The following is a 26037-nucleotide window of genomic DNA, read 5'->3' on the forward strand; positions in this document are numbered from 1 at the left end:
TTATTTCTCGCTATCGACCAGGCCGCGGACAAACGCGCGCTGCATGGCTAAAACAATGACTACGGGTGGGATTAGGGTGAGCAGCATCGCCGCCATCACCTGGTTCCAGAGGGTGGTGCCTTCGCCGGTGGCAATCATGCCTTTGATGCCCGCCACGGCGGTGCCGAGGTTGACGTCCTGAATAATCAGCAGCGGCCACAGATACTGGTTCCAGCCGTAGATAAAGGTGATCACAAACAGCGCCGCAAGGTTGGTTTTCGACAGCGGCAGCACGATGTCGCGGAAGAAGCGCATCGGCGACGCGCCGTCGATGCGCGCGGCTTCAATCAGTTCGTCCGGCAGGGTCATAAAGAACTGGCGGAACAGGAAGGTGGCGGTCGCCGAGGCCATCAGCGGCAGGGTTAGGCCCGCGTAGCTGTCGAGCATCTTCAGGTTGGCGATCACTTCCACCGTCGGGAAGATACGCACCTCCACCGGCAGCATCAGGGTAATGAAGATCATCCAGAAGAAGAGGTTACGCAGCGGAAAGCGGAACCAGACGATGGCGAAGGCCGAGAGCATCGACACCGTAATTTTGCCGACGGTGATGCCAAACGCCATGATGAAGCTGTTGAGCATCATCAGCCAGAACGGCGCGCTGTTGGCGCCCACGCCCTGGGTCCAGATGGTCTTCATGTTCTCGAACAGATGCGTGCCTGGGATCAGCGTCATCGGCGTATCGAACACCGCTTTGGTGTCCAGCGTGGCGGCGACAAAGGCCACGTACAGTGGGAAGAGGATGACGATGATCCCCAGAATCAGCATGGTGTGGCTGAAAATCGTCAGCCCGCGACGGTTCTCAATCATTGGTAGCGCACCTTACTTTCAACATAGCGGAACTGCACCACCGTGAGGATGATGACGAGGAACATCAGCACCACCGACTGCGCGGCGGAGGCCGAGAGATCCAGCCCGGCGAAGCCTTCGCGGTAGATCTTATAGATAAGCGTGGTGGTCGCCTGCACCGGACCGCCTGCGGTGGCCGCATCGATCACCGGGAAGGTGTCGAAGAAGGCGTAGACGAGGTTAACCACCAGCAGGAAGAAGCTCACCGGGGCAATCAGCGGCAGCGACAGCCTGAAGAAGCGACGAATCGGCCCTGCGCCGTCAATGGCGGCGGCCTCCACCAGCGAACGCGGGATGGACTGCAGCGCGGCAAAGAAGAACAGGAAGTTGTAGCTGATCTGCTTCCACACCGAGGCGAACACCACCAGGAACATGGCCTGGCCGCTGTTCTGGGCGTGGTTCCAGTCGTAGCCGAACTCTGCCAGGAAATGGGTAATCAGCCCGCGCCCCGGGTTAAACAGGAAGATCCACAGCACGGCGGCGACGGCGGGCGCCACGGCGTACGGCAGCAGCATCAGGGTCTGATACAGGCGGCTGCCGCGCACCACGTAATCCACCAGCGCGGCGAAAAACAGCGAGGCAACAAGGCCGCTGACGGTGACCAGCGCGCTGAACCTGATCGTCGTCCAGAAGGCGTCCAGGTAGTAGCTGTCATGGAACAGCGCGGTAAAGTTGTCCAGCCCGACAAACTGGCTGGAGAGCCCAAACGGATCGACGCTTTGTACCGAGTACCACAGCGCTTCGCCCGCAGGCCAGATAAAGAAGATAACGGTGATGACCAGCTGAGGCGCGACCAGCAGGTACGGCAGCCAGCGGGAACGGAACACCGGACGGGATGATGACATTGAGATTGGGTTCCTGAACAGTGCCGGGTGGCGGCTACGCCTTACCCGGCCTACATGGGGCACATCGTAGGCCCGGTAAGCGCAGCGCCACCGGGCGAATCACGGATTACGATTTCGTCGACTGCTCAAAGCGGCGCAGCAGCTGATTTCCGCGCTCTACCGCGGAATCCAGCGCCTGCTGTGGCGTTTTCTTCCCGGTCCAGACGCTTTCCAGCTCTTCATCCACGATGGTGCGGATCTGCGGCATGTTGCCCAGACGCAGGCCTTTGGTGAACGGCAACGGCGGCTTGTTCAGCATCTGACGCGTCGCGATATCCGCGCCCGGGTTCTTGCTGTAGAAGCCCTGCTCGCGGGTCAGGTCATACGCGGCTTTGGTGATCGGCAGGTAGCCGGTCTTCTGGTGCCATTCGGCGGCGTTTTCCGGCTTCGCCAGGAAGTCGAGGAACTCGGCCACGCCTTTGTAGGTGCCCTTGTCTTTACCCTGCATCACCCACAGGCTCGCTCCGCCGATGATGGCGTTCTGCGGCGCGCCCTTCACGTCAGCGTCGTACGGCATCATGCCCACGCCGTAGTTGAATTTGGCGTAGTGACGGATATCCGCCAGCGAGCCGGACGAGGCGGTGGTAATGGCGCAATCGCCGTTGTAGAACTTCTCGGTGGATTCGTCTTTACGCCCGAAGTAGCTGAAGTCACCCTTCTTGTTGAGTTCTTCCAGCAGCGCGATGTGCTTCACCTGCTCCGGCTTGTTGAACTCCAGTACCGCGTCGGTGCCGTCGAAGCCGTTATTTTTGGTCGCCACCGGCAGGCCGTGCCAGGCGCTGAAGTTTTCGATCTGGATCCAGCCCTGCCAGCCGCTGGCGTAGCCGCACTTCATTCCCGCCGCTTTCAGCTTCGCAGTGTATTCGGCCAGGTCCTGCCAGGTTTTTGGCGGCTGCTCCGGGTCTAAACCGGCTTTCTTGAAGGCGTCTTTGTTGTAGTACAGCACCGGCGTGGAGCTGTTAAACGGCTGAGACAGCAGATGTCCGGTTTTGGAATCGGTGTAGTAACCCGCTACGGTTGGCACGAACTGGGATTCATCGAAGTTAATACCCGCTTCTTTGAACACTTCATACACCGGCTTGATGGCTTTGGAGGCCATCATGGTGGCGGTGCCCACTTCATAAACCTGTAACAGTGCAGGCGCGTTGCCGGTACGGAAGGCGGCGATGCCCGCGCTCAGGCTCTGCTCGTAGTTGCCTTTGTACACCGGCACAATTTTGTAATCCGGATGGGTGTCGTTGAAACGCTGCGCCAGGGAGTCAACTTCTTTACCCAACTCCCCTTCCATGGAATGCCAGAACGTAATGGTCGTCACAGCCATTGCGTTCGTCGCAAAAGCCAGACCCAATGCCAGACCCAAAGCTGTGTGTCGTAACGATGTCATTGTCATCTCTCTTATTGTGCCGGATGCGCGATATCACGCGTTTTATGCTCGCGAGGTAACATGACATGCTCGAATGACAGAAAAATAACTGTTTGTTTACAGATAAGTGACAGCAAAGGGTCAGGGGGATGATGGTTGTGTGAAGGGGTGTAGTGGTTAAAAAAGCCGGGTGGCGGCTACGCCTTACCCGGCCTGGTCGATCCCTGTAGGCCCGGTAAGCGCAGCGCCACCGGGCGATACAGACGGCTCAGCCGCCCAGGTAAGCGCTCCGCACCGCTTCGTTCGCCAGCAGTGCGTCTCCGGTATCCTCAAGCACCACGCGGCCGTTCTCCAGCACGTAGCCACGGTCAGCCAGCTTCAGCGCCTGGTTGGCGTTCTGCTCAACGAGGAAGATGGTCATCCCCTCTTTACGCAGCTGCTCAATGGTGTCGAAGATCTGCTGGATGATGATCGGCGCCAGGCCGAGCGACGGCTCATCCAGCAGCAGCAGGCGCGGCTGGCTCATCAGCGCGCGGCCGATCGCCAGCATCTGCTGTTCACCGCCGGACATGGTGCCCGCACGCTGGATGCGACGCTCCCACAGGCGCGGGAAGAGTTCGTACACCCACTTGATGCGGGTCTGGTATTCATCGCGGTGGGCGAAGAAGCCGCCCATCGCCAGGTTCTCTTCCACCGTCATACGCGAGAACACGCGACGCCCTTCCGGAACAATCGCCACCGCCTCGCGCATGATTCTGGCGGTCTGCCAGTCGGTAATGTCTTTGCCGTCAAACACAATCCGCCCGCTGGTGGCGCGCGGGTCACCGCACAGGGTGCCGAGCAGCGTGGTCTTACCCGCGCCGTTGGCGCCAATCAGGGTGACGATTTCACCCTGGTTGATATGCAGGCTGACGTCGTGCAGCGCCTGGATCTTGCCGTAGTGCGCATTGACCTTGTCGAACGTTAACATCGCTTTTTCCATCTTATGCCTCACCCAGGTATGCGCGGATCACGTCCGGGTTGTTGCGGATCTCTTCCGGCGTGCCGTTTGCCAGCGGCGTACCCTGGTTAACCACGTAGATACGGTCGGAAATGCCCATCACCAGCTTCATGTCATGCTCAATCAGCAGAATGGTGGTGTCGTGGTGATCGCGCAGTTCGGCAATCAACTCGTCCAGCTCTTTGGTCTCTTTCGGGTTGAGGCCCGCCGCCGGTTCGTCGAGCATGAGGATTTCCGGCTGCGTCACCATGCAGCGCACAATCTCCAGGCGACGCTGATCGCCGTAGGCCAGGTTGCTCGCCTGACGGTTGGCGTGCTGCAGCAGGCCAATGCGGTCGAGCCAGGTGGCGGCGCGATCGAGCGCTTCATCCTGGGCGCGGCGGAAGGCCGGGGTTTTCAGCAGGCCGGAGAACAGCCCGGTTTTCAGCTGCTGATGCTGCGCCACCAGCAGGTTCTCAATCACCGTCATCTCGCGGAACAGACGCACGTGCTGGAAGGTACGCACTACGCCCATGCGGGCAATCTGCTGGCCCGGCAGCCCTTCAAGATGCTGATCGCGCAGCATGATGGTGCCGCCCGTCGGCTTGTAGAAGCCGGTCAGGCAGTTAAAGACCGTGGTTTTCCCCGCGCCGTTCGGGCCAATCAGGGAGACAATCTCTTTCTTGTGCAAATCCAGATTCACGTTGTTGACCGCCAGCAGGCCGCCAAAACGCATCATCAGACCGTTAACGGATAATAATGGCTGACTCATGCCTGCTCTCCTTTCGCTTGCCCGTTCTTCAGCTTCAGCTGTGGACGGGTCATCGGCAGCAAGCCCTGCGGACGCCAGATCATCATCAGCACCATCAAACCACCCAGCATTAACATGCTGTATTCGTTAAAGTCGCGCATCAGCTCGCGCGAGACCACCAGCAGGATGGCCGCCAGGATAACGGCGAACTGCGAGCCCATCCCGCCCAGCACCACAATCGCCAGCACAAAGGCGGATTCGGCAAAGGTGAACGATTCCGGGCTGACGAAGCCCTGACGCGCGGCAAACAGCGTCCCGGCAAAACCGGCAAACGCGGCGCTGATGGTGAACGCGGTCAGCTTGATGCGGGTCGGGTTCAGGCCCAGGGAGCGGCAGGCGATCTCATCTTCGCGCAGCGCTTCCCACGCGCGGCCCAGCGGCATGCGCAGCAGGCGGTTAATCACGAACAGGGTGATGACCACCAGCAGCAGCGCCACCAGATAGAGCCAGATGACGCGGTCGGACGGGTCATACTTCACGCCGAAGAAGTTACTGAAGGTGTCCCAGCCGCCTTCGCGGGCGGTACGGCTGAACTCCAGGCCGAAGAAAGTTGGTTTCGGGATCTGGCTGATGCCGTTCGGGCCGCCGGTCACTTCGGTGTTGTTCAGCAGCAGGATACGGACGATTTCACCGAAGCCTAAGGTCACAATCGCCAGGTAGTCACCGCGCAGGCGCAGTACCGGGAAACCGAGCAGGAAGCCTGCGGCGGCAGAGACCAGCCCTGCCAGCGGCAGGCAGGTCCAGAAGCCGAGCCCGTAATAGTGGTTCAGCAGCGCGAAGGTGTAGGCGCCGATGGCGTAGAAGCCGCCGTAGCCCAGCACCAGCAGGCCTGAGAGCCCCACCACCACGTTCAGACCGAGACCGAGGATCACGTAGATCATGGTCAGGGTAGCGATATCCACGGTTCCACGAGACACAACGAACGGCCACGCCACGGCAGCCACCAGCAGCGCCACGAGGAACAGCTTCTGCTTAACGGTAGACCCGTCGATGGCCGGCAGGACGAATTTCGGCCCGGAGACGTTTTTCAGCGACTTCTGGAACAGCGGACGCAGCAGCTGGAACAGGAACACCACGGCGGTACCGATAAACACCCACTGCCAGCGGATGTCGGGGGCGGTATCCACCACCAGTTTGGTGCCATTCAGCTCAAGCTGGACGCCCATAAAGACGCCTGCCAGCACGAAGAACATGGCGGCAGAGAGCAGCGCCATTGCAAAATGCATCGGTTTCATACTTTCTCTACCTCCGGACGGCCCAGAATACCGGTAGGCATGACCAGCAGAACCAGAATCAGCAGGGCAAACGACACCACGTCTTTATATTCCGTGCTCAGGTACGCCGAAGAGAGCGCTTCCGCCACGCCCAGGATCAGGCCGCCAATCATCGCGCCCGGAATACTGCCGATACCGCCCAGCACCGCCGCGGTAAAAGCTTTCATCCCGGCCATAAAGCCGATGTACGGGTTGATCACGCCGTAGAACTGGCCGAGCAGCACGCCTGCGACGGCAGCCATCGCGGCGCCAATCACGAAGGTCAGGGCAATCACGCGGTCGGTGTTGATGCCGAGCAGGCTCGCCATCTTCAGGTCTTCTGCGCAGGCGCGGCAGGCGCGTCCCATCCGCGAGTAGCGGATGAACAGCGTCAGGGCCAGCATCGCAATAAAGGTCACGACCCAGATAACCAGCTGCATGGTGGTGATAGAGGCCGCGAAGTTTTCGCTGGCTCCCACAATCCACTGGCCGTTAAACAGGCTTGGCAGCGCCACGTCGCGCGAGCCTTCGGTCAGGCTGACGTAGTTTTGCAGGAAGATCGACATCCCGATGGCGGAAATCAGTGCAATCAGACGCTTGGAGCTGCGCACCGGCCGATAGGCCACGCGCTCGATGCTCCAGCCGTAGGCGCTGGCAATCACAATCGCGCCGACAAACCCGGCGGCGACCAGCAGCCAGCTGCTGTCGATGCCCATCATCATCAGGGCGGCGATAATCATAAAGGAGACATAGCTACCGATCATGTAGACCTCGCCGTGGGCGAAGTTGATCATGCCGATAATGCCGTAAACCATCGTATAGCCGATGGCGATCAGCGCGTAGGTGCTTCCCAGCGTGACGCCGTTAAACATCTGCTGCAGGAAATAGAGAAACTGCTCGGACATATGCAAACCTTTTTATACCCGCCCGTCATGCCGGGCGGTGGGATAATTATTTGGCGGCCGAAGACGAACCGTCGGCGTGCCACTTAAAGACACCAAACTCAAATCCCTTCAGATCGCCTTTCTCATCCCAGTTCAGCGGCCCAATCACGGTGTTCGCCCCGTGTGCTTTTAAATCTTTCACCAGATCCAGCGGTTCTTTGCTGCCGGTACGATCCAGCGCGGTGGCCAGAGACTGTACGGCGGCATAGGTGATCCAGACGTACGGACCACTCGGATCTTTCTTCTGCGCCTTGAGCGCATCCACGATAGCCTTGTTGGCCGGATCCTGGTCATAGCGTTTTGGCATCGTCACCAGCATGCCTTCGGCAGAATCCCCGGCGATGTTGGACAGGGAGGCATTGCCCACGCCCTCTGGCCCCATAAACTGAGTTTTCAGACCGGTGGCGCGCGCCTGACGCAGCATCTGCCCCATCTCCGGGTAGTAGCCGCCGTAGTAAACAAAGTCGATATTCTCTTTTTGCAGACGGGCGATCAGCGCGGAGAAGTCTTTCTCACCGGCGGTAATGCCGTCGAAGAAGACGATGTTCGCGCCGCCTTTTTTCAGGCCGTCCTGAACGGAGCGCGCCAGGCCTTCGCCGTACTGCTGCTTGTCATGAATAATGGCGATACGCTGCGGCTTGACGGTTTCAAGGATGTATTTGGCGGCGGTAGGCCCCTGAGAGGAGTCCAGACCGGCGGTGCGCATGATGTGCTGGTAGCCGCGCTGGGTCAGCTCAGGGTTAGTGGCGCCAGGGGTGATCATCAGAATGCCTTCATCTTCGTAGATGTCAGACGCCGGCTGGGTGGACGATGAGCACAGGTGGCCGATCACATACTGGATGCCATCGTTGACGATTTTGTTGGCGACCGCGACGGCCTGTTTCGGATCGCAGGCGTCGTCATACTCCACGCCCACCAGCTTGTCGCCCTTGATGCCGCCCTTAGCGTTGATGTCTTTGATGGCCTGGCGCGCACCGTTGAACTCCATGTCACCCCACTGGGCAACAGGGCCGGACATCGCCCCCACTACCGCAACTTTTATGTCTTCCGCCATGGCGGCATGCGAGATCGACAGTGCGACCATCCCCGCGATTAACGTCTTCGCGTTCCTTTTCATCTCTGAATCCCCATTCGTGATGTCGTGTTTATATTTTGTTTTATTATGGTTAAAAAGCATTCTGTACTTTTAATGAACAACGCTATTTTTACCAGTGCCTTTAATGGTTTAGCGCAGGTTTTTGTCAAAAACCAGACTAAAATCTCTATTTTTCAGGCGATTAAGCAAAGATAATATTCTGAAATCAGGCAGAGATAAACAAATAAAAGTGCAGTTTGCAGCATAAAATAACGGTACAAAGCGCCGAATAAATCACTGCCATTCAGGTTAAAATCCTGCTTATTTTTCGATCCATGTGTTTTCAAACTGCCCAACGCGTTGCCAAAAAACTAATCACCTGGCAAACGGCGATAAAAAGAGGAAGCCGCTGAGCGAATAAATTGAGTACACTGCCTCTACTCAATTTGATTTGGACAAGCAGCTAATGAAACTGACTATCGTGCGTCTGGTGACCTTTAGCGACCAGGATCATATCGACCTGGGCAAGATCTGGCCGGAATATTCCCCTTCGTCGCTGGCCGTCGACGAAAATCACCGTATCTATGCCGCGCGCTTTAACGAGCGTCTTCTGGCCGCCGTTCGCGTAACGCTGAGCGGCACGGAAGGGGCGCTGGACTCGCTGCGCGTGCGTGACGTGACCCGCCGTCGCGGCGTGGGGCAGTATTTAATTGAAGAAGTGCTCCGCGAAAACCCGGGCGTGACATCATGGTGGATGGCCGACGTGGGCGTGGAAGACCGCGGCGTGATGGCGGCGTTTATGCAGGCGTTAGGGTTTACGGCGCAGGAGAGCGGGTGGGAGAAGCGCTAAAAGAAAGCCGGGTGGCGGCTGCGCCTTGCCCGGCCTACAATTTCTACCGCATTTTCCCAAGCATTTCGTGTTGCAGGAAGGCGGCAAGTTATGAAATCCCCGGGAGCTTACATAAGTAAGTGACCGGGGTTGAATAACGCAGCCAACGCACCTGCGGCGCGAAAGGCGACGGGAAAATTATTTGGCGTCTGTCGCCGTGCCGTTCGCATGCCAGTCAAACACGCCGAACTCGAAGCCCTTCAGGTCGCCTTTCGTGTCCCAGGAGAGAGGCCCCATAACGGTTTCGACGGTGTTCGCTTTCAGCCAGGTGGCAATCTCAGCCGGATCGGCTGACTGGTTCAGGCCCGCCTGCAGCGACTGCAGCGCCGCGTAGGTGGTCCAGACGAACGCGCCGCTTGGATCCTGTTTCTTCGCCTTGATGGCATCTACGATAGGTTTGTTCGCAGGGACCTGGTCGTAGTTCTTCGGTTTGGTCACCAGCAGGCCTTCGGCGGATTCACCCGCGATGTTAGACAGAGAAACGTTCGCCACCCCTTCCGGGCCCATGAACTGGGTTTTCAGACCGGCCGCGCGCGCCTGGCGCAGGATCTGGCCCATTTCCGGGTGGTAGCCGCCGTAGTAAACAAAGTCGATATTCTCTTTCTTCAGACGCGCAACCAGCGTGGAGAAGTCTTTCTCACCGGCGGTGATCCCGTCGAAGAACACCACGTCGGCATTGGCTTTCTTAAGGTTGTCCTGCACTGAACGCGCCAGACCTTCACCGTACTGCTGCTTGTCATGAACAATGGCAATGCGTTTCGGCTTCACTTTTTCAACGATGTATTTCGCCGCGGTTGGGCCCTGGTCAGAGTCCAGACCGGTGGTGCGCAGGGTCAGCTTGTAACCGCGTGCGGTCAGCTCTGGTGCGGTCGCCGCCGGGGTGATCATCAGAATACCTTCGTCTTCGTAGATGTCAGACGCCGGCTGGGTAGAGGAAGAGCACAGGTGACCGATAACGTATTTGATCCCGTCGTTCACCACTTTGTTCGCGACCGCGACCGCCTGTTTCGGGTCACAGGCATCATCATATTTTACGATCTGCAGTTTTTCGCCCTTGATACCGCCCTTAGCGTTAATGTCTGCAACCGCCTGTTCTGCGCCAGTAAACTCCTGGTCGCCGTACTGCGCTACCGGACCGGACATGGCGCCAACCACAGCCACTTTGATGTCTGCCTGCGCCATGGTGCTGAATGCCAACGCGATACATCCTGCCAGTAACGCTTTACCCTTCATGTTCATCCTGAGATTCCCCATTATTATGGTTATTACGATTGTTGTGATGTTGTTGTGCAGCGCTTTATTTCAGTTATAGGTGTGCTGTTCGCGCTTTTTCAGCATACTCTGCTAAAACATACCCCATTTTTATGATTTTGGAATAGCAAATTTGAAATGAATATATGATAGGCCCGGCAGAGGTTTTCGCCGGGCATGTGGCTTTAACGTGTCAGCGACGCGGAGATAATGTCCAGCGCTTTACGGAACTGCACTTCGGGAATCGTCAGCGGATAGAGGAAACGAATGACGTTGCCGTAGACGCCGCAGCTCAGAAGCAGCAGACCTTCCTGCAATGCACGCTCCTGCACCTGGCGGGTAAATTCCGGCGCAGGCTGACCCGTTTGCGGATCGTTAAACTCCACCGCCACCATCGAGCCCTGCGCGCGAATATCCGCGATATACGGGCAGTGTTCCTTCGCCTTGTTCAACACCTCCACCAGGTGATGGCCAAGATGCGCCGATCGCGTGCAGAGATCTTCCTCATCAATCACGTCCAGCACGGCGTGCGCCGCCGCAATCGCCAGCGGGTTACCCGCGTAGGTACCGCCCAGCCCACCCGGCGCGGGCGCATCCATCACTTCAGCACGGCCCGACACCGCCGAGAGCGGCATCCCGCCCGCCAGGCTTTTCGCCATAGTGATCAGATCGGGCTTCACGCAGTGGTGTTCCATCGAGAACAGCTTGCCGGTGCGGGCGAAGCCGCTTTGCACCTCGTCGGCAATCAGCAAAATGCCGTGGGTATCGCACAGGGCGCGCAGCGCCTGCATAAAATCAGCCGGGGCGATGTTGAAACCGCCCTCTCCCTGAACCGGTTCGAGAATAATCGCCGCGACCTGGTCAGGGGCAATATCCGCTTTAAAGATGCGTTCCAGACTTTTCAACGCTTCCGCCGTGCTGACGCCGTGCAGTTCATTCGGATACTGGGCGTGATACACCGAGCCGGGGAAGGGTCCGAATCCGAGCTTGTACGGCGCAACTTTGCCGGTCAGCGCCATGGTCATAAAGGTGCGGCCGTGGAACGCGCCGCCGAAGGTGATAAGGCCGGGGCGTTTGGTAAAGGCGCGGGCAATTTTCACCGCGTTTTCGACCGCCTCAGCCCCCGTCGAGAAGAACGCGGTTTTGGCCGGGCCGTCAATCGGCACGCGCTGGTTGATGCGCTCGGCAAGCGCCACGTAGCCTTCGTACGGCACAATCTGGTAGGCCGTGTGGGTAAACGCGTGGAGTTGTTTTTCGATGGCGGAAATGACTTTGGGATGGCGATGGCCGGTATTCAGCACCGCGATCCCGGCGGCGAAGTCGATGTACTCATTGCCTTCCACGTCCCACACCGTGGCGTTTTCGGCTTTATCGGCATAGAAGTTACACATCACGCCAATGCCGCGCGGCGTCGCCTGTAACCGCCGGTCGTTCAGTTCGTTGTTTTTCACCCTGTCCCCCTGAGAAAGTCGCCTGCTTAGCGCATCAGTAAGTGTTTGCCAGGGGGAGGGAATTCGCCAGAGCGGGCGCTAAAAAAACAAAACCCCCAGACTCTCATCCAGGGGTTCTCGGTGTACTTCGCGTTAATTACGCTTCGATAGCGGCACGAAGTTTCTTCATGGCGTTCTTTTCAAGCTGACGGACACGTTCCGCAGAGACGCCGTAGCGGTCGGCCAGCTCCTGCAGCGTGGACTTGTTGTCTTCGTCCAGCCAGCGGGCGCGGATAATATCCTGGCTACGTTCGTCGAGGCCTTCCATCGCATAGCTCAGCTTGTTCGCGGCCTGATCTTCCCAGTTATCCTCTTCGATGCCGTCGGCAAAGTTAGAGGTTTTATCCTGCAGATACAGAACCGGTGCCATCGGCTGGCTGTCAGATGCGTCATCGTCGGAAGACATGTCAAAAGTCATGTCCTGCGCGGCCATACGGGATTCCATCTCACGCACGTCTTTGCTGGAAACACCCAGCTCGCGCGCCACCATTTCCACTTCATCCTGATTGAACCAGCCCAGACGCTGCTTGGTTTTACGCAGGTTGAAGAACAGTTTGCGTTGCGCTTTTGTCGTGGCGACTTTCACGATACGCCAGTTGCGCAGCACGTATTCATGAATTTCTGCTTTGATCCAGTGGACGGCGAAGGAGACCAGTCGCACCCCCACTTCCGGGTTAAAGCGACGCACAGCCTTCATCAGGCCGATGTTACCTTCCTGAATCAAGTCCGCCTGCGGCAGGCCATAGCCCGCATAATTACGAGCAATGTGAACAACAAAGCGCAGGTGAGACAGGATCAGCTTTTTCGCTGCTTCCAGATCGCCCTGGTAATGCAGCTTTTCAGCAAGCTCCTTTTCTTCCTCGGCCGTTAACATCGGCCAGGTGTTCGCAGCCCGGATATAAGATTCCAGGTTACCAACAGGGGCTAAAGCTAAAGTTTGCATTTCTTTGGTCATTCATTCCTCTCAGTGTTTCTTCTGGTCCAGGCTGTCCCCGTCAGGCAACAACCATGCCAAAGCGTTTGAGCAACGAGATTAGCATTCACTCTTTTATCAGACAGTGATTTTATCCACAAGTTCCAGGTGCAACGGTGAATAAATTACGCACAAAATGTGACATGGAGATGATAACAGGGGAAGAGACAACAGGGACACTTTCCCTGCAGAGCGAACATCTCGGTGCAGGGAAAGATTATATCACGCTTTTATTAGTCGGGAGTAAAGTGACGTAAATGTTGAACGGTTGCCAGCCACGCTGCCACCCACCCAATCATTGAACACACCAGCAGCAGTAAGAGACACTCATCGAACCCTAAGCCGCTGATATCAAACTTGGTTCCGAAAACCTGCGCCACTTCAGTCACGGCAGAGGAAAGCCGCATCACCAAAATTTCTGACAATATCAGTGAAAGAAATGCGCCGGAAAAACCGAGCAGTGCGCCACCGTAAAGGAACGGTCGGAGGATGAAGCCATCCGTCGCACCAATCAGTTTCTGCACGTTGATGGTATCGCGACGAGCGAAGATGCTCAGGCGTACGCTGTTGCCAATGACGAGGAAGACCGCCGCCACCATCAGCACGCCAATCATCGCCGCGACGCGGCCTACCAGCCCGGTCAAAGCAGCGAGACGCGCAAACCAGCTGTCATCCATGCGCACTTCATCAATGCCCTTAATGCGCGTGATGCGATCGCGCAGGGTGTTAAGCGAATCGGTCCCCTGGAAATCCAGCTTCGGGATCACCACCGCCACGGCGGGCAGCGGGTTCTCTTCAAGCATATCCAGCGCACCGCCAAAGCCTGACCAGTTGCGGAACTCGCCCAGCGCGTCTTCACGTGAGAGATAGTTGACCTTCTCCACGCCCTGCTCGGCCTGAATTTGCCCAACCACCTGCGCCGCCGCGTTATCGTCGAGCGCTTTATCCAGATAGACCGTGATCTGCGGAGACGGATAATACTGCGACGCCGCCTGGTTGACGTTCTTGTAAACCATGTAGCAGACGCTTGGCAGCGTCAGGGAGATGGCGATTACCATCACCGTCAGGAACGTCGCCAGCGGTTTGCTTTTCAGGTCCTGCAGCGCGCCGTGGAACGCGTAGCGCACCTGCTCGTTAAAGACGTTGGTTTTGCGGGAGGCCGGTTTTGGCGCGGCCTTCTGGCGCTTCGGCGCATTACGATTGCCGTCACCCCCGCCCTGCGGCTTACGGAAACGGTCAAACCGGTTCCCGAACTGCCGAATCTGGTTTATTGCATCACGCTTGTTCACCGTGGCCTCCGTGCAAATGCCCGTCGCTCAGGGTCAGCATGCGGTACGAACGACGGGAAATCAGCCCGATGTCGTGCGTTGCCATCAATACGGTAACCCCTACGCGGTTAAACTCCTCAAACAGACGCAAAATCCCTTCTGACAGGGCATCGTCCAGGTTACCGGTCGGTTCATCCGCCAGCAGCACGGCAGGCTTGTTCACCACCGCGCGGGCGATACCCACGCGCTGCTGTTCACCGCCGGAGAGCTGGATCGGGAAGTTCTTCGCTTTGTCCAGTAGCCCGACCTTATCCAGCGCCGCAGAGACGCGGCGGCGGATATCGTCATAGCTGGCGCCGGCAATAATCAGCGGAATGGCCACGTTATCGAAAACGGTGCGATCCATCAGCAGGTGGTGATCCTGGAAAATCATGCCGATCTGACGACGCAGGAACGGCACCTCACGGTTTTTCAGACGGCTGATCTCATGGCCGCTGAAAAAGATTTTCCCGGCGCTTGGCCGCTCGATCCCACAGATAAGCTTGAGCAGGGTACTTTTCCCCGCGCCGGAATGGCCGGTCAGGAATGCCATCTCGCCCGGCTGCAGGTGGAAGGTCACCCCCTGCAGCGCTTGTCTCCCACCGAGATAGGCCTTGCTGACGTGTTCAAAGCGAATCATTGTTAGTCCTCTCGGGCAAATAATGCCTCAATAAAGTCGTCCGCCTTAAACGGACGTAAATCCTCAATACGCTCGCCCACACCGATGTAACGGATAGGAATGCCGAACTGGTCGGCCACGGAGAAGATCACCCCGCCTTTCGCGGTGCCGTCCAGTTTGGTCAGCGTGATCCCCGTCAGTCCTACCGCTTCATGGAACAGTTTTGCCTGGCTGATGGCGTTCTGTCCGGTGCTGGCATCAATGGTCAGCATAATTTCATGCGGTGCGTCTTCGTCCAGCTTCTTCATGACGCGAACGATCTTCTTCAGCTCTTCCATCAGGTGCGATTTATTCTGCAAACGCCCTGCGGTATCGGCAATCAGCACGTCCACGTTACGCGCCTTCGCCGCCTGGATGGCGTCAAAGATCACGGATGCGGAATCCGCGCCGGTATGCTGAGCAATCACCGGGATGTTGTTGCGCTGGCCCCAGACCTGCAGCTGCTCAACCGCCGCCGCACGGAAGGTATCGCCCGCCGCCAGCATCACCGATTTGCCCTGCTGCTCGAACTGACGCGCCAGCTTGCCGATGGTGGTGGTTTTACCCACGCCGTTCACGCCGACCATCAGAATAACAAATGGCGTTTTGCCTTCAATATTAAGCGGTTCGTCAACTTTTGCGAGAATTTCACCCATCTCGTCTTTCAGCAGGCCGTACAGCGCTTCGGCGTCACGCAATTGCTTGCGGCTCGCCCCTTCGGTCAGATTAGTGATGATCTTACGGGTGGTTTCCACCCCAACGTCCGCAATCAGCAGCTGCTCTTCCAGCTCTTCAAACAGATCGTCGTCGATCTTCTTGCCGCGGAACAGACTGATAAATCCGGAACCTAAGTTTTCTTTGGTTTTAAGCAGGCTGCGCTTCAGGCGCGCGAAGAAACCCTCTTTGGTCGGTTTTTCCTGCTCCTGAACGGTCTCTTCTTCGGCCTGCTCTTCTACCGGCACAACGATGACCGCTTCTTCAGCCGCTTCCGCCGCCAGCGCCTGGGCTTCCAGCTCTTCGTCGGTCAGCTCCGGCTCGAGCGGCGCTTCTTCTTCCACCGCCTCAACGATTTCAACGGTTTCCGCTTCGGCCTGCCACTCTTCGGCAGACACCGCTTCGTCTTTGACTTCTTCCGGCAGCGGAAGCTCTTCGTGTTCGATAGCGGCCTGTGGCGCTTCGATAGCGGCTTCTACGACAACCGGTTCTGGCTTCTCGCTCTCCTGAACCTGTTCAGTGACCTCAACCACCTCTTCAGCAAAGGTTTCAACCTCTTCTTTGCTGTGCGCCGTTTCTTCCGCATCGACAACCGCGGCGGTTTCTACTGGCGTTTCAGGCTGCGATGGCTCTTCAACGGCTTGTTGCTCTTCGGTTTTCTGTTCTGTTTCTTGCTCTTTTTCACCGAAGCCCAGCCAGGAAAAGAAGCCACGTTTTTTTTGTTTTGCCATCTGCGACTACACTCCTCGCGGCGCTATATACATGGAAGCTAAAAAAATGATGAAATAGTCTAACACTTTACTTAATTGACATCACCGCCCGCAATCGCAGGCCAATTGTTAACAGAGCTTTCCTGAGATGAAGAAACCCAACCGCGCCCCGGCCGGTCAAATTCGTATTATCGGCGGTCAGTGGCGAGGCCGGAAATTACCGGTGCCGGACAGCCCCGGTTTACGCCCCACTACCGACCGCGTGCGCGAGACGCTGTTTAACTGGCTGGCCCCGTCAATGGTAGACGCCCGCTGCCTGGACTGCTTCGCCGGTAGCGGCGCGCTCGGGCTGGAAGCGCTATCGCGCTATGCTGCCAGCGCCACGCTGCTGGAGATGGAGCGCGGCGTGGCGCAGACGCTGCAGCAAAATCTGGCGACGCTGAAGGCGAGCAACGCGAAAGTGGTTAACACCAACACGCTGAGCTTCCTCGCGCAAAAGGGCACGCCGCACACCGTGGTGTTTGTCGACCCGCCGTTCCGCAAGGGGCTGCTGGAAGAGACGTTATCCCTGCTGGAGCAAAACGGCTGGCTGGCGGATGACGCATTGATTTACGTGGAAAGCGAAGTGGAAAACGGTTTGCCGCCGGTTCCCGCTCACTGGGATCTGCACCGTGAAAAAGTGGCAGGTCAGGTTGCTTATCGTCTGTATCACCGTCAGGCACAAGGAGGATCCGATGCCGGTACTGATTAATCTGGGACGTCTGCTGATGCTGGGCGTCTGGGCGTTTTTGCTGCTCAACCTGGTGCACCCGTTCCCGCGCCCGATGAATATTTTCGTTAACGTGGCGCTGATTTTCACCTCGTTCATGCACGCCCTGCAGATGGTGATGCTGAAAAACGGTCTGCCGAAAGACGGCCCGCAGATGACAGGCTGGCAGCAGCTGCGCGTGTTTATTTTCGGCGTGTTTGAGCTGCTGGTGTGGATGAAGAAGTTTAAGGCGCAGGTGAAGAAGTAAGGTGCGTTTAGTCGCCCGGTGGCGCTTCGCTTACCGGGCCTACGAAACCACGTAGGCCGGGCAAACGCAGTGCCGCCCGGCGTTACAACTCCGGAACAAACCCCTCAAACCGCGATCCTTTGTAACTCAGCGTTCCTTTTTCCCCCACCGTCAGCTGGTGGTACTGCTGCGCCTCCAGGCGGAAGGTCATCTCCAGGCCGCCCGTTTCCGGCTTAAAGCTCGCTTCATAACGCATTGTTGTGCCCGCAGGCGTCACCTGCTGCTGGCGCGAGCGGCGGTCATTGAGCGGCTTTTCGCGTTTGTTCGTCACCACCACGCGCTTTTGCATCAGCGGCGCGGCATCGTTATCCGCCTTCTCGCGGCGCTGCTGCACGAAACGAAACGAGGCGGCAATGACGATAATCGCCACCACGATAATGAAAAACAGCGGCATCTTGCTCATTCAACTATCCCATCAGATTATGCGGAATTCAGGATACCCTGCCTTCCCCGGCATTGCCAAACGCCCGCCCGCGTCACTACACTGGATCAGAAACTGATTATTCAGACTTAACAGATACAGGGAGTTAATATGCTTTGGTCATTTATCGCTGTCTGTTTTTCCGCATGGCTTTATGTCGATGCGTCGTACCGTGGTCCCACCTGGCAGCGCTGGCTGTTTAAACCCGTCACGCTGTTGCTCCTGTTGCTGCTGGCCTGGCAAGCACCGATGTTTAATGCCGTCAGCTATCTGGTCCTCGCCGGGCTGTGCGCCTCTCTGATTGGCGATGCCTTAACCCTGCTGCCGCGCCAGCGCCTGCTGTATGCCGTAGGGGCATTTTTCTTGTCGCATCTGCTGTATACCATCTACTTCGCCAGCCAGATGACGCTCTCTTTCTTCTGGCCGCTGCCGCTGGTCCTGCTGGTGATTGGTGCCCTGCTGATCGCAGTGATCTGGTCGCGTCTGGAAGAGATGCGGTTGCCGATCTGCACGTTTATCGCCATGACGCTGGTGATGGTATGGCTGGCAGGTGAACTGTGGTTCTTCCGTCCGACCGCTCCGGCGATGTCCGCGTTCTTCGGGGCCGCGCTGCTGCTGATTGGGAATATCGTGTGGCTGGGCAGCCACTATCGCCGCCGTTTCCGGGCGGATAACGCGATTGCCGCCGCCTGCTACTTTGCCGGGCACTTCCTGATTGTGCGTTCGCTGTATATCTAAATAACGCTTGACTCTGGAGTCGACTCCAGAGTGTATGCTGCGGTTAATGAGAAAATTATCATTGCCGGAGACTGCCATGTCGACTCCAGAAACACCCAAAAAAGTCCCTCAATTCTCGGCGCTTAAGCTCAGTCCCGTTCCGTCGAAAGATGACTGCTGCTGCGAAGGCGCGTGCGAAACGCAAACTCAAACGCTTCCTGAAAGCGGCAACCGCTACAGCTGGGTCGTTAACGGCATGGACTGCGCCGCCTGCGCCCGCAAAGTGGAAAATGCGGTGAAACAGGTGCCGGGCGTCAGCCACGTTCAGGTGCTGTTCGCCACCGAAAAGCTGCTGGTTAGCGCCGATAACGACGTCAGCAAACAGGTTGAAGACGCGGTAAGCAAGGCGGGTTACAGCCTGCGTAGTGAAGCCGCGCCCGCGAAAAAAGCTTCTTCACTGAAAGAAAACCTGCCGCTCATTACCCTGATCATCATGATGGCCCTGAGCTGGGGGCTGGAACAGATCAACCATCCGTTCGGCAACCTGGCGTTTATCGCCACCACGCTGGTCGGGCTGTTCCCGATTGCCCGCCAGGCGCTGCGTCTGATGAAAAGCGGCAGCTGGTTCGCCATTGAAACGCTGATGAGCGTGGCGGCCATCGGCGCGCTGTTTATTGGCGCGACGGCAGAAGCGGCGATGGTATTGCTGCTGTTCTTAATCGGTGAACGTCTTGAGGGCTGGGCGGCGAGCAGGGCGCGTAAAGGGGTCAGCGCGCTGATGGCGCTTAAGCCGGAAACCGCCACGCGCGTAGTAAACGGCACGCGTGAAACGGTCGCCATCACGACCCTGCGTCCGGGCGACGTGATAGAAGTTGCGGCAGGCGGACGCCTGCCTGCCGACGGCGCGCTGCTTACCGCCACCGCGAGCTTTGATGAAAGTGCCCTGACCGGTGAGTCCATTCCAGTTGAACGTGCCGCAGGTGAAAAAGTGCCTGCTGGCGCCACCAGCGTTGACCGTCTGGTGCAGCTCACCGTGCTTTCCGAGCCGGGTGACAGCGCCATCGACCGCATCCTGAAGCTGATTGAAGAGGCCGAAGAGCGCCGCGCGCCGGTCGAACGCTTTATCGACCGCTTCAGCCGCATCTACACGCCCGCCATTATGCTGGTTGCCCTGCTGGTCACCGTCGTCCCACCGCTGTTCTTTGGCGCGCCGTGGGAGGGCTGGATTTATAAAGGGCTGACGCTATTGCTGATCGGCTGCCCGTGCGCGCTGGTCATCTCCACCCCGGCGGCCATTACCTCCGGGCTGGCGGCTGCGGCACGTCGCGGGGCGCTGATTAAGGGTGGCGCGGCGCTGGAGCAGCTGAGCCAGGTCCAGCATATCGCCTTCGATAAAACCGGTACGTTAACCATCGGCAAGCCGCAGGTGACCGGCGTGTATTCGCAGGGCATCAGTGAAGATGAACTGCTGACCCTGGCCGCCGCCGTTGAGCAGGGCTCCACTCACCCGCTGGCGCTGGCGATAGTGCGAGAAGCGCAGTCGCGCGGGCTGAACATCCCTCCGGCAACCGCTCAGCGGGCGCTGGTCGGGACAGGGATTGAGGCCACCGTTGACGGTAAAAAAGTTCTGATTGTCGCGGCGGGCAAGTCTTCTACTCCAGAGGTGGAGGCGTTAGAACAGACCGGACAAACTGTCGTGACCGTTATGCAGGACGGCGTCGCAAAAGGGATGCTGGCGCTGCGCGACACCCTGCGCGATGACGCAAAAGAGGCCGTGGCGGCGCTGCATCAGCTGGGCGTGCAGGGCGTGATTCTCACCGGCGATAACCCTCGCGCGGCGGCAGCGATCGCCGGTGAGCTGGGGCTGGCGTTTAAAGCCGGATTACTGCCGGCGGATAAGGTCAGCGCGGTAACGGAGCTGAACGCGCACGCCCCGCTGGCGATGGTCGGAGACGGGATTAACGATGCCCCGGCGATGAAGGCGTCCACCATCGGCATTGCGATGGGCAGCGGCACCGACGTGGCGCTAGAGACGGCAGACGCGGCGCTGACCCACAACCGCCTGACCGGACTGGCGCAGATGATCGATCTTGCGCGGGCGACGCGTGCCAACATACGCCAGAACATCGGCATCGCGCTGGGGCTGAAGGGGATTTTCCTGGTGACCACCCTGCTCGGCATGACCGGACTGTGGCTGGCGGTGCTGGCGGATACCGGCGCGACGGTGCTGGTGACGGCGAACGCGCTGCGGCTGCTGCGTCGCCGGTAAAAAAACGCCCGGTGGCGCTGACGCTTACCGGGCCTACATATCCTGCTAAAACGTAGGCCGGGTAAGGCGAAGCCGCCACCCGGCTTTTTTTATAAGAAGTAGCTCATCGCCAGGCCTAAAAACAGCACCAGACCGACGTAGTTATTGTTCATAAACGCCTTGAAGCAGGCGTCGCGTTCGCGCTTCGCAATCAGCTTTTGCTGGTAGGCAAAGAGCAGCCCCGCCACCAGCACGGACCAGTAAAACGCCCAGTTCAGCCCGTTCAGGCGGCCAATCGCCACCATCAGCGCCAGCACGGCGACCTGCAGAATCCCGATAATCAGCTTGTCCTGACGGCCAAAGAGGATGGCGGTGGATTTGATGCCAATTTTCAGGTCATCGTCGCGGTCAACCATCGCGTATTGCGTGTCGTAAGCCACAGCCCAAAGTATGTTCGCCAGGAACATCAGCCAGCAGCTGAGCGGTAAGGACTCACTAACTGCCGCAAACGCCATTGGAATCGACCAGCCAAACGCGGCGCCCAGCACCACCTGAGGCAGGTGGGTATAGCGCTTCATAAACGGATAAACCCAGGCCAGTGCCAGCGCCGCAACGGAAAGCAGTATGGTCATGGTGTTCAGGGTTAACACCAGCAGGAAAGAGAGCAGCACCAGAACAGCAAACAGCACGCGGGCTTCTTTCCCGGTCACCTGTCCGCTGGGTAACGGACGACCGGCAGTCCGCTTTACATGGCCGTCGAATTTACGATCGGCATAATCATTGACCACGCAGCCCGCTGCGCGCATCAGCCAGACGCCAGCAACAAACACGCCCAGGATCCACAGCGGCGGCACGCCCGGCGTGGCGACCCACAGCGCCCATAAGGTCGGCCACAGCAGCAGTAACGCGCCAATCGGTTTATCGGTACGCATTAAGCGGTGATACGCCAACAGCTTATTCTGCGTCAGGCTCCACTCCATTTTTTCTTCCTCTTAGTACAACGGTGATGCCGGTAAAAAAAGCTCCGTCAGAATTAACGGTTTACCGCTCAGGCGAAGGCGGGAACGACGCCCCCAAAGTTCAGCATCACGACCAATTTCAATAAAATCCCGGGTAAGCTCAGACGAGGTGAAAAGGTAACGCCCCAGCGGCGTTTTCCCCAGACGCTGCAGCGCCAGCTCGGGCCCGGACAAAGTGGACTCGGGCACCACCGTCCGTCCGGCAAGCCACGGCTCGCCGTCAGCGCAGAGTAAAATTTCACGCAGCCAGTAACGTGGCTCGTGCGGCAGCAGCGGCAGCTCGTTGGCGATCTCATCGCCGGAGACAAACCCTTCCTGAATCAGGGTCACCGTGACCGTTTTTCCCTGCTGCTCAAAACGTTTTGTCATGGAATCTTCCAGCAACAGCCAGTCCAGCTGCTGCGGATCAAGCGCAGGTATTTGGTCGAAATAGCGCAGCGCACGCAGTTGCGTTAGCGCAGGGTGTGACATGCCAGACTCTCCGATACATAACGTACAGGCATTGTATCGCAGAAACGCGGATTGAGGGGGGCCAAACGTTATTTAAGGATCACGATCGCAACAAGAGTGCAACAGCCCGGCGGAGACGAAAAAAAGTGCGCCCACTCAGGCGCACCAAACGACTAACAAATCAGCATTGTGGGGAAACGGTTACCCCTTGCCTTTTACACTGCTGATAAAGGTGGAACGGGCAGTGGTTGAACCTAAACGTTCGGCTTCATCAAGCAGCTTCAGCGCTTTATCGACATCGCCGCGCTTCACCGCCTGCTTGATGGCATTGTTGAAGTATTCTTCGGTGTCGTTAAGCACCGGCTCCGCTTTCTTCGCTGGCGCGGGCGCTGCGGCAACTGGCGCTGCGGCAACTGGCGCGGCATATGCTGGAGCGGCATATGCTGGAGCGGCGGTATTACCGACGGTGACCGGACCCGGACCAGACGAACCAAACAGCGGGCCAACCAGCACGCTAGAAGCGCTGTTAGTGGAGACTTTCAGCTTAACCAAGCCGTCGGTGGTATGGCGGGCAAGCGGGTCCGGAATATCCGGTACGGAGTTGCCGGTGCCTTTCGCATAGGCTTTCGCCGGATCAACCAGCGTTGTTGTCTGCTGCAAATCTTTCTCTGTTGTGAATACCAGCACGTAAATCTTTTGCTGTCCCAGGGCAGGCGTCAGGCGCATAACCCCCTGCAGGCGGTCCGCGCTCATCACGCCCGGTTCCTGATAGCTAAAGTAGCTGCTCGGGAAGAAAGCAGAAGGCGTCAGGTTTTGGTCCAGAATCAGCACGTTCGGGGCAAATACGCTGGTCTGTTTGTCCACTTCACTGGTTAACGTCAGGGTCAGTTCACCAATATTGGCTGGCACGCTGTAGGCGGCAACCGGCCCGGTGATCCCGGGCACGTTCAGCTGTTGTCCGCCCGTAGAAAGCTGGGTGGATTGCGTTTTGGATTGATCAACCGGTGTCCAGGTCAGTTGCTGGAGCGCCGCCGCCGGGATAGCTGGCGCAGCGCTGGTATTTTGTGGCACGAAATTCACATCTGCCAGGGAGACCGCCGGAACGCAGGCCAGCAGCCCCGCAGAGAGGCACAGCGCGACGAGACTTTTCTTCATTTTCATTGTTATTACCTCTGATAGCGTGAGCACTGCGGTGGCCAGGCAATAGCGCGCAGCACCCTAAGGAGAGAGGGGCTTACGCCCCTCTTTTAGGTCATTACGTCAGGTCTAACGAATTACCACCAGATTTCCATCTGGGCACCGAAGGTCCACTCATCGTCGTCGCCGCGGCTGAAGGTTTTCGCGGAAGTGTCGCTGTACGCCACGCCAGAGGTGTAGCCAGTGTCACTGTTGTTCGCATAACCCCATTTCTCGTCCCACTTCGCGTAAGTCGCGAAGACACGGATTGCCGGACGAGACCAGATGCTGTCGCCTGCCTGCCACTGTTGTGCCAGGGTAATTTTGTACTGGCTGTTTTTCTCGTCAGTTTTCTGAGATTTGACGTTGTCGTAGCCAACTTCCAGCAAGGTGCTCATGATCGGCGTCCATTTGAACATTGGACGAACGCCTACGGTCCACCACTCGGTACCGTTGTTGTTGTCACGATCGATGTTCTGGTACATACCGACATACATCAGGTCCCAACGGTCTGCCAGGGTGATTGCACCGTGGTCCAGCACGCGCCACATGGAACCGTCGTTATCAACGCTACCACCTTGTGGGATGCCTTTTCCGTTAGAGGTCATAGAGTCCGTACCGTACTGCAGCACGAACTTGTTGAAGCCCTTCATCATGCTCTGGGTGTGTTCAGCGGTGAACAGCCAGCCATCTTTAGACGCGCCAGGCTGCAGGTAGTAATCGTCTGGAATGTTGGTGTGACCGTAGTCAACACCCAGCTCCAGCGTACCGCCTGGGTTGGTTTCCAGACCGGCTAAACGAACGTCGAAGACATCGTTTGGTACGACGTTGTCATAAATACGGTCGCCGTTCGCATCACGATCGGCGAAGGTTGCAGAACCGCCGGACTCGGAGGAACGGGTCGCTGCCAGAGAGAGTTTACCAAAGCCCAGATCGATGTTTTCAATACCGGCACCAGGACCAGAGATATCCCAGTAGTAGAAGTCGATCATGTGGACGTCATGACGCTGATAGAAGCGCTTACCGGCCCAGATGGTAGAGCCTGGCAGCCATTCAATCAGGTTTTTACCCTGCACGTTAGCTTCACGGAAGGCCGGGCTGGTGGATTCCCAGTCGTTCTGCTGAGAAACGGAATACGCGACGTTGGTGTCGAAGTAGAAGCTCTTATCGCCCTCTTTCCACACTTCCTGGCCCAGTTTCAGCTCGGCGTAGGTTTCACATTCGTTACCGAGACGGTATTTACTTTGTGCACCTGTTGCCTGGAAACATTGTTGTTCACCGCCACTCCCGGTCCAGCCAATGCCAGAACGAGCATAACCTTTAAAGTCCACGGCGCCTGCCTGGGCAGACAGGATGCCTGCCGCAACGGCGATTGCCAGCGGGACTTGTTTGCGCAGAGTAATCATCATTCTATCTCCTGAGATCATTGCTTTTCTTTGAACACTTCACCTGTCGGTTTCGTGTCTTCTTTTGGGATTGCTTAAACGCCTGGCTCTTTGTGCAACCGACGACATGCGGTGCCATCCTCACGGAACAGATGGCAGCGCTCTGGCGGCAAGCCGATAGCGAATGTGGCACCCTCTTCTACCAACACCACGTCATTCTGGCGGTAGACCAGGTTCTGACGGATGGCGGGGATCTGGATATGAATCTGTGTTTCGTGACCAAGCTGTTCGACGACCTGAACCTCACCTTCCAGCGTCACATCGGCAATGTGGCTCGGCAGTAAATGCTCAGGACGAATACCGAGGGACATGTTTGCCCCCACCTGTACGTTGGCGCTGTCGACCGGCAGCCAGACCTGCTGGCGGTTTGGCAGCTCCACCTGTACCTGTTCAATGGCTGTCGCGGTCACTTTGACGGGCAGGAAGTTCATCTTTGGCGAGCCAATGAAGCCCGCAACAAAGCGGTCTGCCGGGTAGTGATACAGCTCCAGCGGTTTGCCCACCTGCGCCACGCGACCGGCATCCAGCACCACGATTTTGTCGGCGAGGGTCATCGCTTCGACCTGATCGTGGGTGACGTAAATCATCGTGCGGCCAAGACGCTTGTGCAGACGCGAGATTTCGATACGCATCTGGACGCGCAGGGCGGCATCCAGGTTGGAAAGCGGTTCGTCGAGCAGGAAGACGCGCGGCTCGGCGACCAGGGTACGGCCAATCGCCACACGCTGACGCTGACCGCCGGAAAGCGCTTTCGGCTTACGCTCCAGCAGGTGCGCCAGCTGTAACACTTCCGCCACCTGCGTCACGCGCTGGTTAATCACCTCTTTCTTCGCGCCGGCCAGCTTCAAACCAAAGGACATGTTCTCGGCGACGGAAAGATGGGGATAGAGTGCATAAGACTGGAACACCATGCCTACGCCACGTTCGGCAGGCGGGATGTCATTCATTCGGGTATCACCGATCAGCAGGTCGCCGCTGGTGATGGTTTCAAGACCGGCAATCATACGCAGCAGGGTTGATTTACCGCAGCCTGATGGGCCGACAAATACCACGAATTCACCTTCGTGGATGTCCAGATTGATGTCTTTCGACACCACAACGTCACCCCAGGCTTTCGTTACATTACGCAGCTGTACGCTCGCCATGCCCTTCTCCCTTCGTTACAACCTGTCACCGACAGAAACATTCAAGATAAGGTGACTATGGGGGATCCATTACTTTCACGAATCCTCCACCCCCCGGCTTTTTTATGGGGGAGGAGGCGGGAGGATGAGAGAGCAGGCTCTGCGACCGGCGTGGGCGGGCTGAGGCAAAATTCGT

Annotated in this window: 25 protein-coding genes; 5 read left to right on the top strand and 20 right to left on the bottom strand. The window is 57.9% G+C overall.

All coding sequences use genetic code 11. The features are described from left to right. From ugpE to livK, 8 genes are all read right to left on the bottom strand, one after another. Positions 1-846 carry a sn-glycerol-3-phosphate ABC transporter permease UgpE gene (ugpE, locus tag ACOTXT_RS06810; protein WP_013099125.1) on the bottom strand — a complete coding sequence of 282 codons (846 nt, stop codon included), beginning with the start codon at positions 844-846 and terminating at the stop codon, positions 1-3. Beyond that, on the bottom strand, positions 843-1730 hold the full coding sequence (gene ugpA, locus ACOTXT_RS06815) for a sn-glycerol-3-phosphate ABC transporter permease UgpA (protein WP_008503352.1): 888 nt from the start codon (positions 1728-1730) through the stop codon (positions 843-845). The genes ugpE and ugpA overlap by 4 nt, the downstream gene beginning before the upstream one ends. 106 nt (positions 1731-1836) lie before the next feature. Continuing rightward, complete coding sequence (ugpB, locus tag ACOTXT_RS06820; protein WP_333165086.1) at positions 1837-3153, bottom strand: sn-glycerol-3-phosphate ABC transporter substrate-binding protein UgpB; 1317 nt, start codon at positions 3151-3153, stop codon at positions 1837-1839. Between the two features lie 247 nt (positions 3154-3400). Beyond that, entirely contained in the window at positions 3401-4114 is a 714-nt protein-coding gene (gene livF / locus ACOTXT_RS06825) for a high-affinity branched-chain amino acid ABC transporter ATP-binding protein LivF (RefSeq protein WP_008500102.1), read from the bottom strand. A 1-nt stretch (position 4115) separates the two neighbouring features. Beyond that, complete coding sequence (livG, locus tag ACOTXT_RS06830) at positions 4116-4883, bottom strand: high-affinity branched-chain amino acid ABC transporter ATP-binding protein LivG (protein WP_008500101.1); 768 nt, start codon at positions 4881-4883, stop codon at positions 4116-4118. Beyond that, positions 4880-6157, bottom strand: a complete 1278-nt coding sequence (gene livM, locus ACOTXT_RS06835; RefSeq protein WP_008500100.1) for a branched chain amino acid ABC transporter permease LivM — start codon at positions 6155-6157, stop codon at positions 4880-4882. Before livM ends, livG begins: the two co-directional genes overlap by 4 nt. Next, complete coding sequence (livH, locus tag ACOTXT_RS06840) at positions 6154-7080, bottom strand: high-affinity branched-chain amino acid ABC transporter permease LivH (RefSeq protein ID WP_008500099.1); 927 nt, start codon at positions 7078-7080, stop codon at positions 6154-6156. Before livH ends, livM begins: the two co-directional genes overlap by 4 nt. A gap of 46 nt (positions 7081-7126) precedes the next feature. Further along, positions 7127-8236, bottom strand: a complete 1110-nt coding sequence (livK, locus tag ACOTXT_RS06845) for a high-affinity branched-chain amino acid ABC transporter substrate-binding protein LivK (protein WP_008500098.1) — start codon at positions 8234-8236, stop codon at positions 7127-7129. A gap of 424 nt (positions 8237-8660) precedes the next feature. On the opposite strand from livK, the gene panM reads away from it, so the two are divergent. After that, entirely contained in the window at positions 8661-9044 is a 384-nt protein-coding gene (gene panM / locus ACOTXT_RS06850) for an aspartate 1-decarboxylase autocleavage activator PanM (RefSeq protein ID WP_008500097.1), read from the top strand. 177 nt (positions 9045-9221) lie between these two features. Here the strand turns inward: panM and livJ are convergent, their stop codons facing one another. The 6 genes from livJ to ftsY all read right to left on the bottom strand — a co-directional run bounded on the left by livJ (position 9222) and on the right by ftsY (position 16207). Further along, positions 9222-10322: a branched chain amino acid ABC transporter substrate-binding protein LivJ gene (gene livJ, locus ACOTXT_RS06855; protein WP_021242735.1), complete on the bottom strand. Its 1101-nt coding sequence runs from the start codon at positions 10320-10322 to the stop codon at positions 9222-9224. Between the two features lie 197 nt (positions 10323-10519). After that, the gene (locus ACOTXT_RS06860; protein WP_049121157.1) at positions 10520-11785 is read right to left on the bottom strand and encodes a 4-aminobutyrate--2-oxoglutarate transaminase; all 1266 of its coding nucleotides are present in this window, start codon (positions 11783-11785) and stop codon (positions 10520-10522) included. Between the two features lie 136 nt (positions 11786-11921). After that, positions 11922-12779, bottom strand: coding sequence for an RNA polymerase sigma factor RpoH (gene rpoH / locus ACOTXT_RS06865; protein WP_008500093.1), 858 nt, complete (start codon positions 12777-12779; stop codon positions 11922-11924). Positions 12780-13030: 251 nt separating this feature from the next. Next, positions 13031-14086 (bottom strand): permease-like cell division protein FtsX, encoded by a 1056-nt coding sequence (ftsX, locus tag ACOTXT_RS06870; RefSeq protein ID WP_023326488.1) that lies wholly within the window; start codon positions 14084-14086, stop codon positions 13031-13033. Next, positions 14073-14744, bottom strand: coding sequence for a cell division ATP-binding protein FtsE (gene ftsE, locus ACOTXT_RS06875; RefSeq protein ID WP_008500091.1), 672 nt, complete (start codon positions 14742-14744; stop codon positions 14073-14075). Before ftsE ends, ftsX begins: the two co-directional genes overlap by 14 nt. A 2-nt stretch (positions 14745-14746) precedes the next feature. Continuing rightward, entirely contained in the window at positions 14747-16207 is a 1461-nt protein-coding gene (gene ftsY / locus ACOTXT_RS06880; protein WP_219984164.1) for a signal recognition particle-docking protein FtsY, read from the bottom strand. Between the two features lie 127 nt (positions 16208-16334). Here ftsY and rsmD point away from each other — a divergent pair, with 127 nt between their 5' ends. Together rsmD and ACOTXT_RS06890 are read left to right on the top strand one after the other, a co-directional pair. Then, the gene (gene rsmD, locus ACOTXT_RS06885) at positions 16335-16937 is read left to right on the top strand and encodes a 16S rRNA (guanine(966)-N(2))-methyltransferase (RefSeq protein WP_008500089.1); all 603 of its coding nucleotides are present in this window, start codon (positions 16335-16337) and stop codon (positions 16935-16937) included. Then, on the top strand, positions 16921-17202 hold the full coding sequence (locus ACOTXT_RS06890; RefSeq protein ID WP_008500088.1) for a DUF1145 family protein: 282 nt from the start codon (positions 16921-16923) through the stop codon (positions 17200-17202). Before rsmD ends, ACOTXT_RS06890 begins: the two co-directional genes overlap by 17 nt. An 82-nt stretch (positions 17203-17284) precedes the next feature. Here the strand turns inward: ACOTXT_RS06890 and ACOTXT_RS06895 are convergent, their stop codons facing one another. Next, a complete protein-coding gene (locus tag ACOTXT_RS06895; protein WP_008500087.1) occupies positions 17285-17644 on the bottom strand; it encodes a DUF2500 domain-containing protein in 360 nt (119 codons plus the stop codon). 129 nt (positions 17645-17773) lie between these two features. Between ACOTXT_RS06895 and ACOTXT_RS06900 the strand changes: the two genes are divergently transcribed. Both ACOTXT_RS06900 and zntA read left to right on the top strand, forming a co-directional pair. After that, a complete protein-coding gene (locus ACOTXT_RS06900; protein WP_008500086.1) occupies positions 17774-18400 on the top strand; it encodes a lysoplasmalogenase in 627 nt (208 codons plus the stop codon). Positions 18401-18476: 76 nt separating this feature from the next. Continuing rightward, positions 18477-20648, top strand: coding sequence for a Zn(II)/Cd(II)/Pb(II) translocating P-type ATPase ZntA (zntA, locus tag ACOTXT_RS06905; protein ID WP_021242731.1), 2172 nt, complete (start codon positions 18477-18479; stop codon positions 20646-20648). Between the two features lie 89 nt (positions 20649-20737). On the opposite strand, the gene ubiA is transcribed toward zntA, so the two are convergent. From ubiA to malK, 5 genes are all read right to left on the bottom strand, one after another. Continuing rightward, complete coding sequence (ubiA, locus tag ACOTXT_RS06910; RefSeq protein ID WP_023293539.1) at positions 20738-21607, bottom strand: 4-hydroxybenzoate octaprenyltransferase; 870 nt, start codon at positions 21605-21607, stop codon at positions 20738-20740. Positions 21608-21619: 12 nt separating this feature from the next. Further along, positions 21620-22117 (bottom strand): chorismate lyase, encoded by a 498-nt coding sequence (ubiC, locus tag ACOTXT_RS06915; protein WP_021242729.1) that lies wholly within the window; start codon positions 22115-22117, stop codon positions 21620-21622. A 180-nt stretch (positions 22118-22297) separates the two neighbouring features. After that, positions 22298-23257 carry a maltose operon protein MalM gene (gene malM / locus ACOTXT_RS06920; RefSeq protein WP_333165092.1) on the bottom strand — a complete coding sequence of 320 codons (960 nt, stop codon included), beginning with the start codon at positions 23255-23257 and terminating at the stop codon, positions 22298-22300. Positions 23258-23370: 113 nt separating this feature from the next. Then, positions 23371-24681: a maltoporin gene (locus tag ACOTXT_RS06925; protein ID WP_023293542.1), complete on the bottom strand. Its 1311-nt coding sequence runs from the start codon at positions 24679-24681 to the stop codon at positions 23371-23373. A 71-nt stretch (positions 24682-24752) separates the two neighbouring features. Then, positions 24753-25862, bottom strand: coding sequence for a maltose/maltodextrin ABC transporter ATP-binding protein MalK (malK, locus tag ACOTXT_RS06930; RefSeq protein WP_008500080.1), 1110 nt, complete (start codon positions 25860-25862; stop codon positions 24753-24755). Positions 25863-26037 lie beyond the last annotated feature (175 nt).

It is taken from the genome of Enterobacter cloacae complex sp. IR5422, from assembly GCF_049238165.1.
Taxonomy (GTDB): domain Bacteria; phylum Pseudomonadota; class Gammaproteobacteria; order Enterobacterales; family Enterobacteriaceae; genus Enterobacter; species Enterobacter roggenkampii.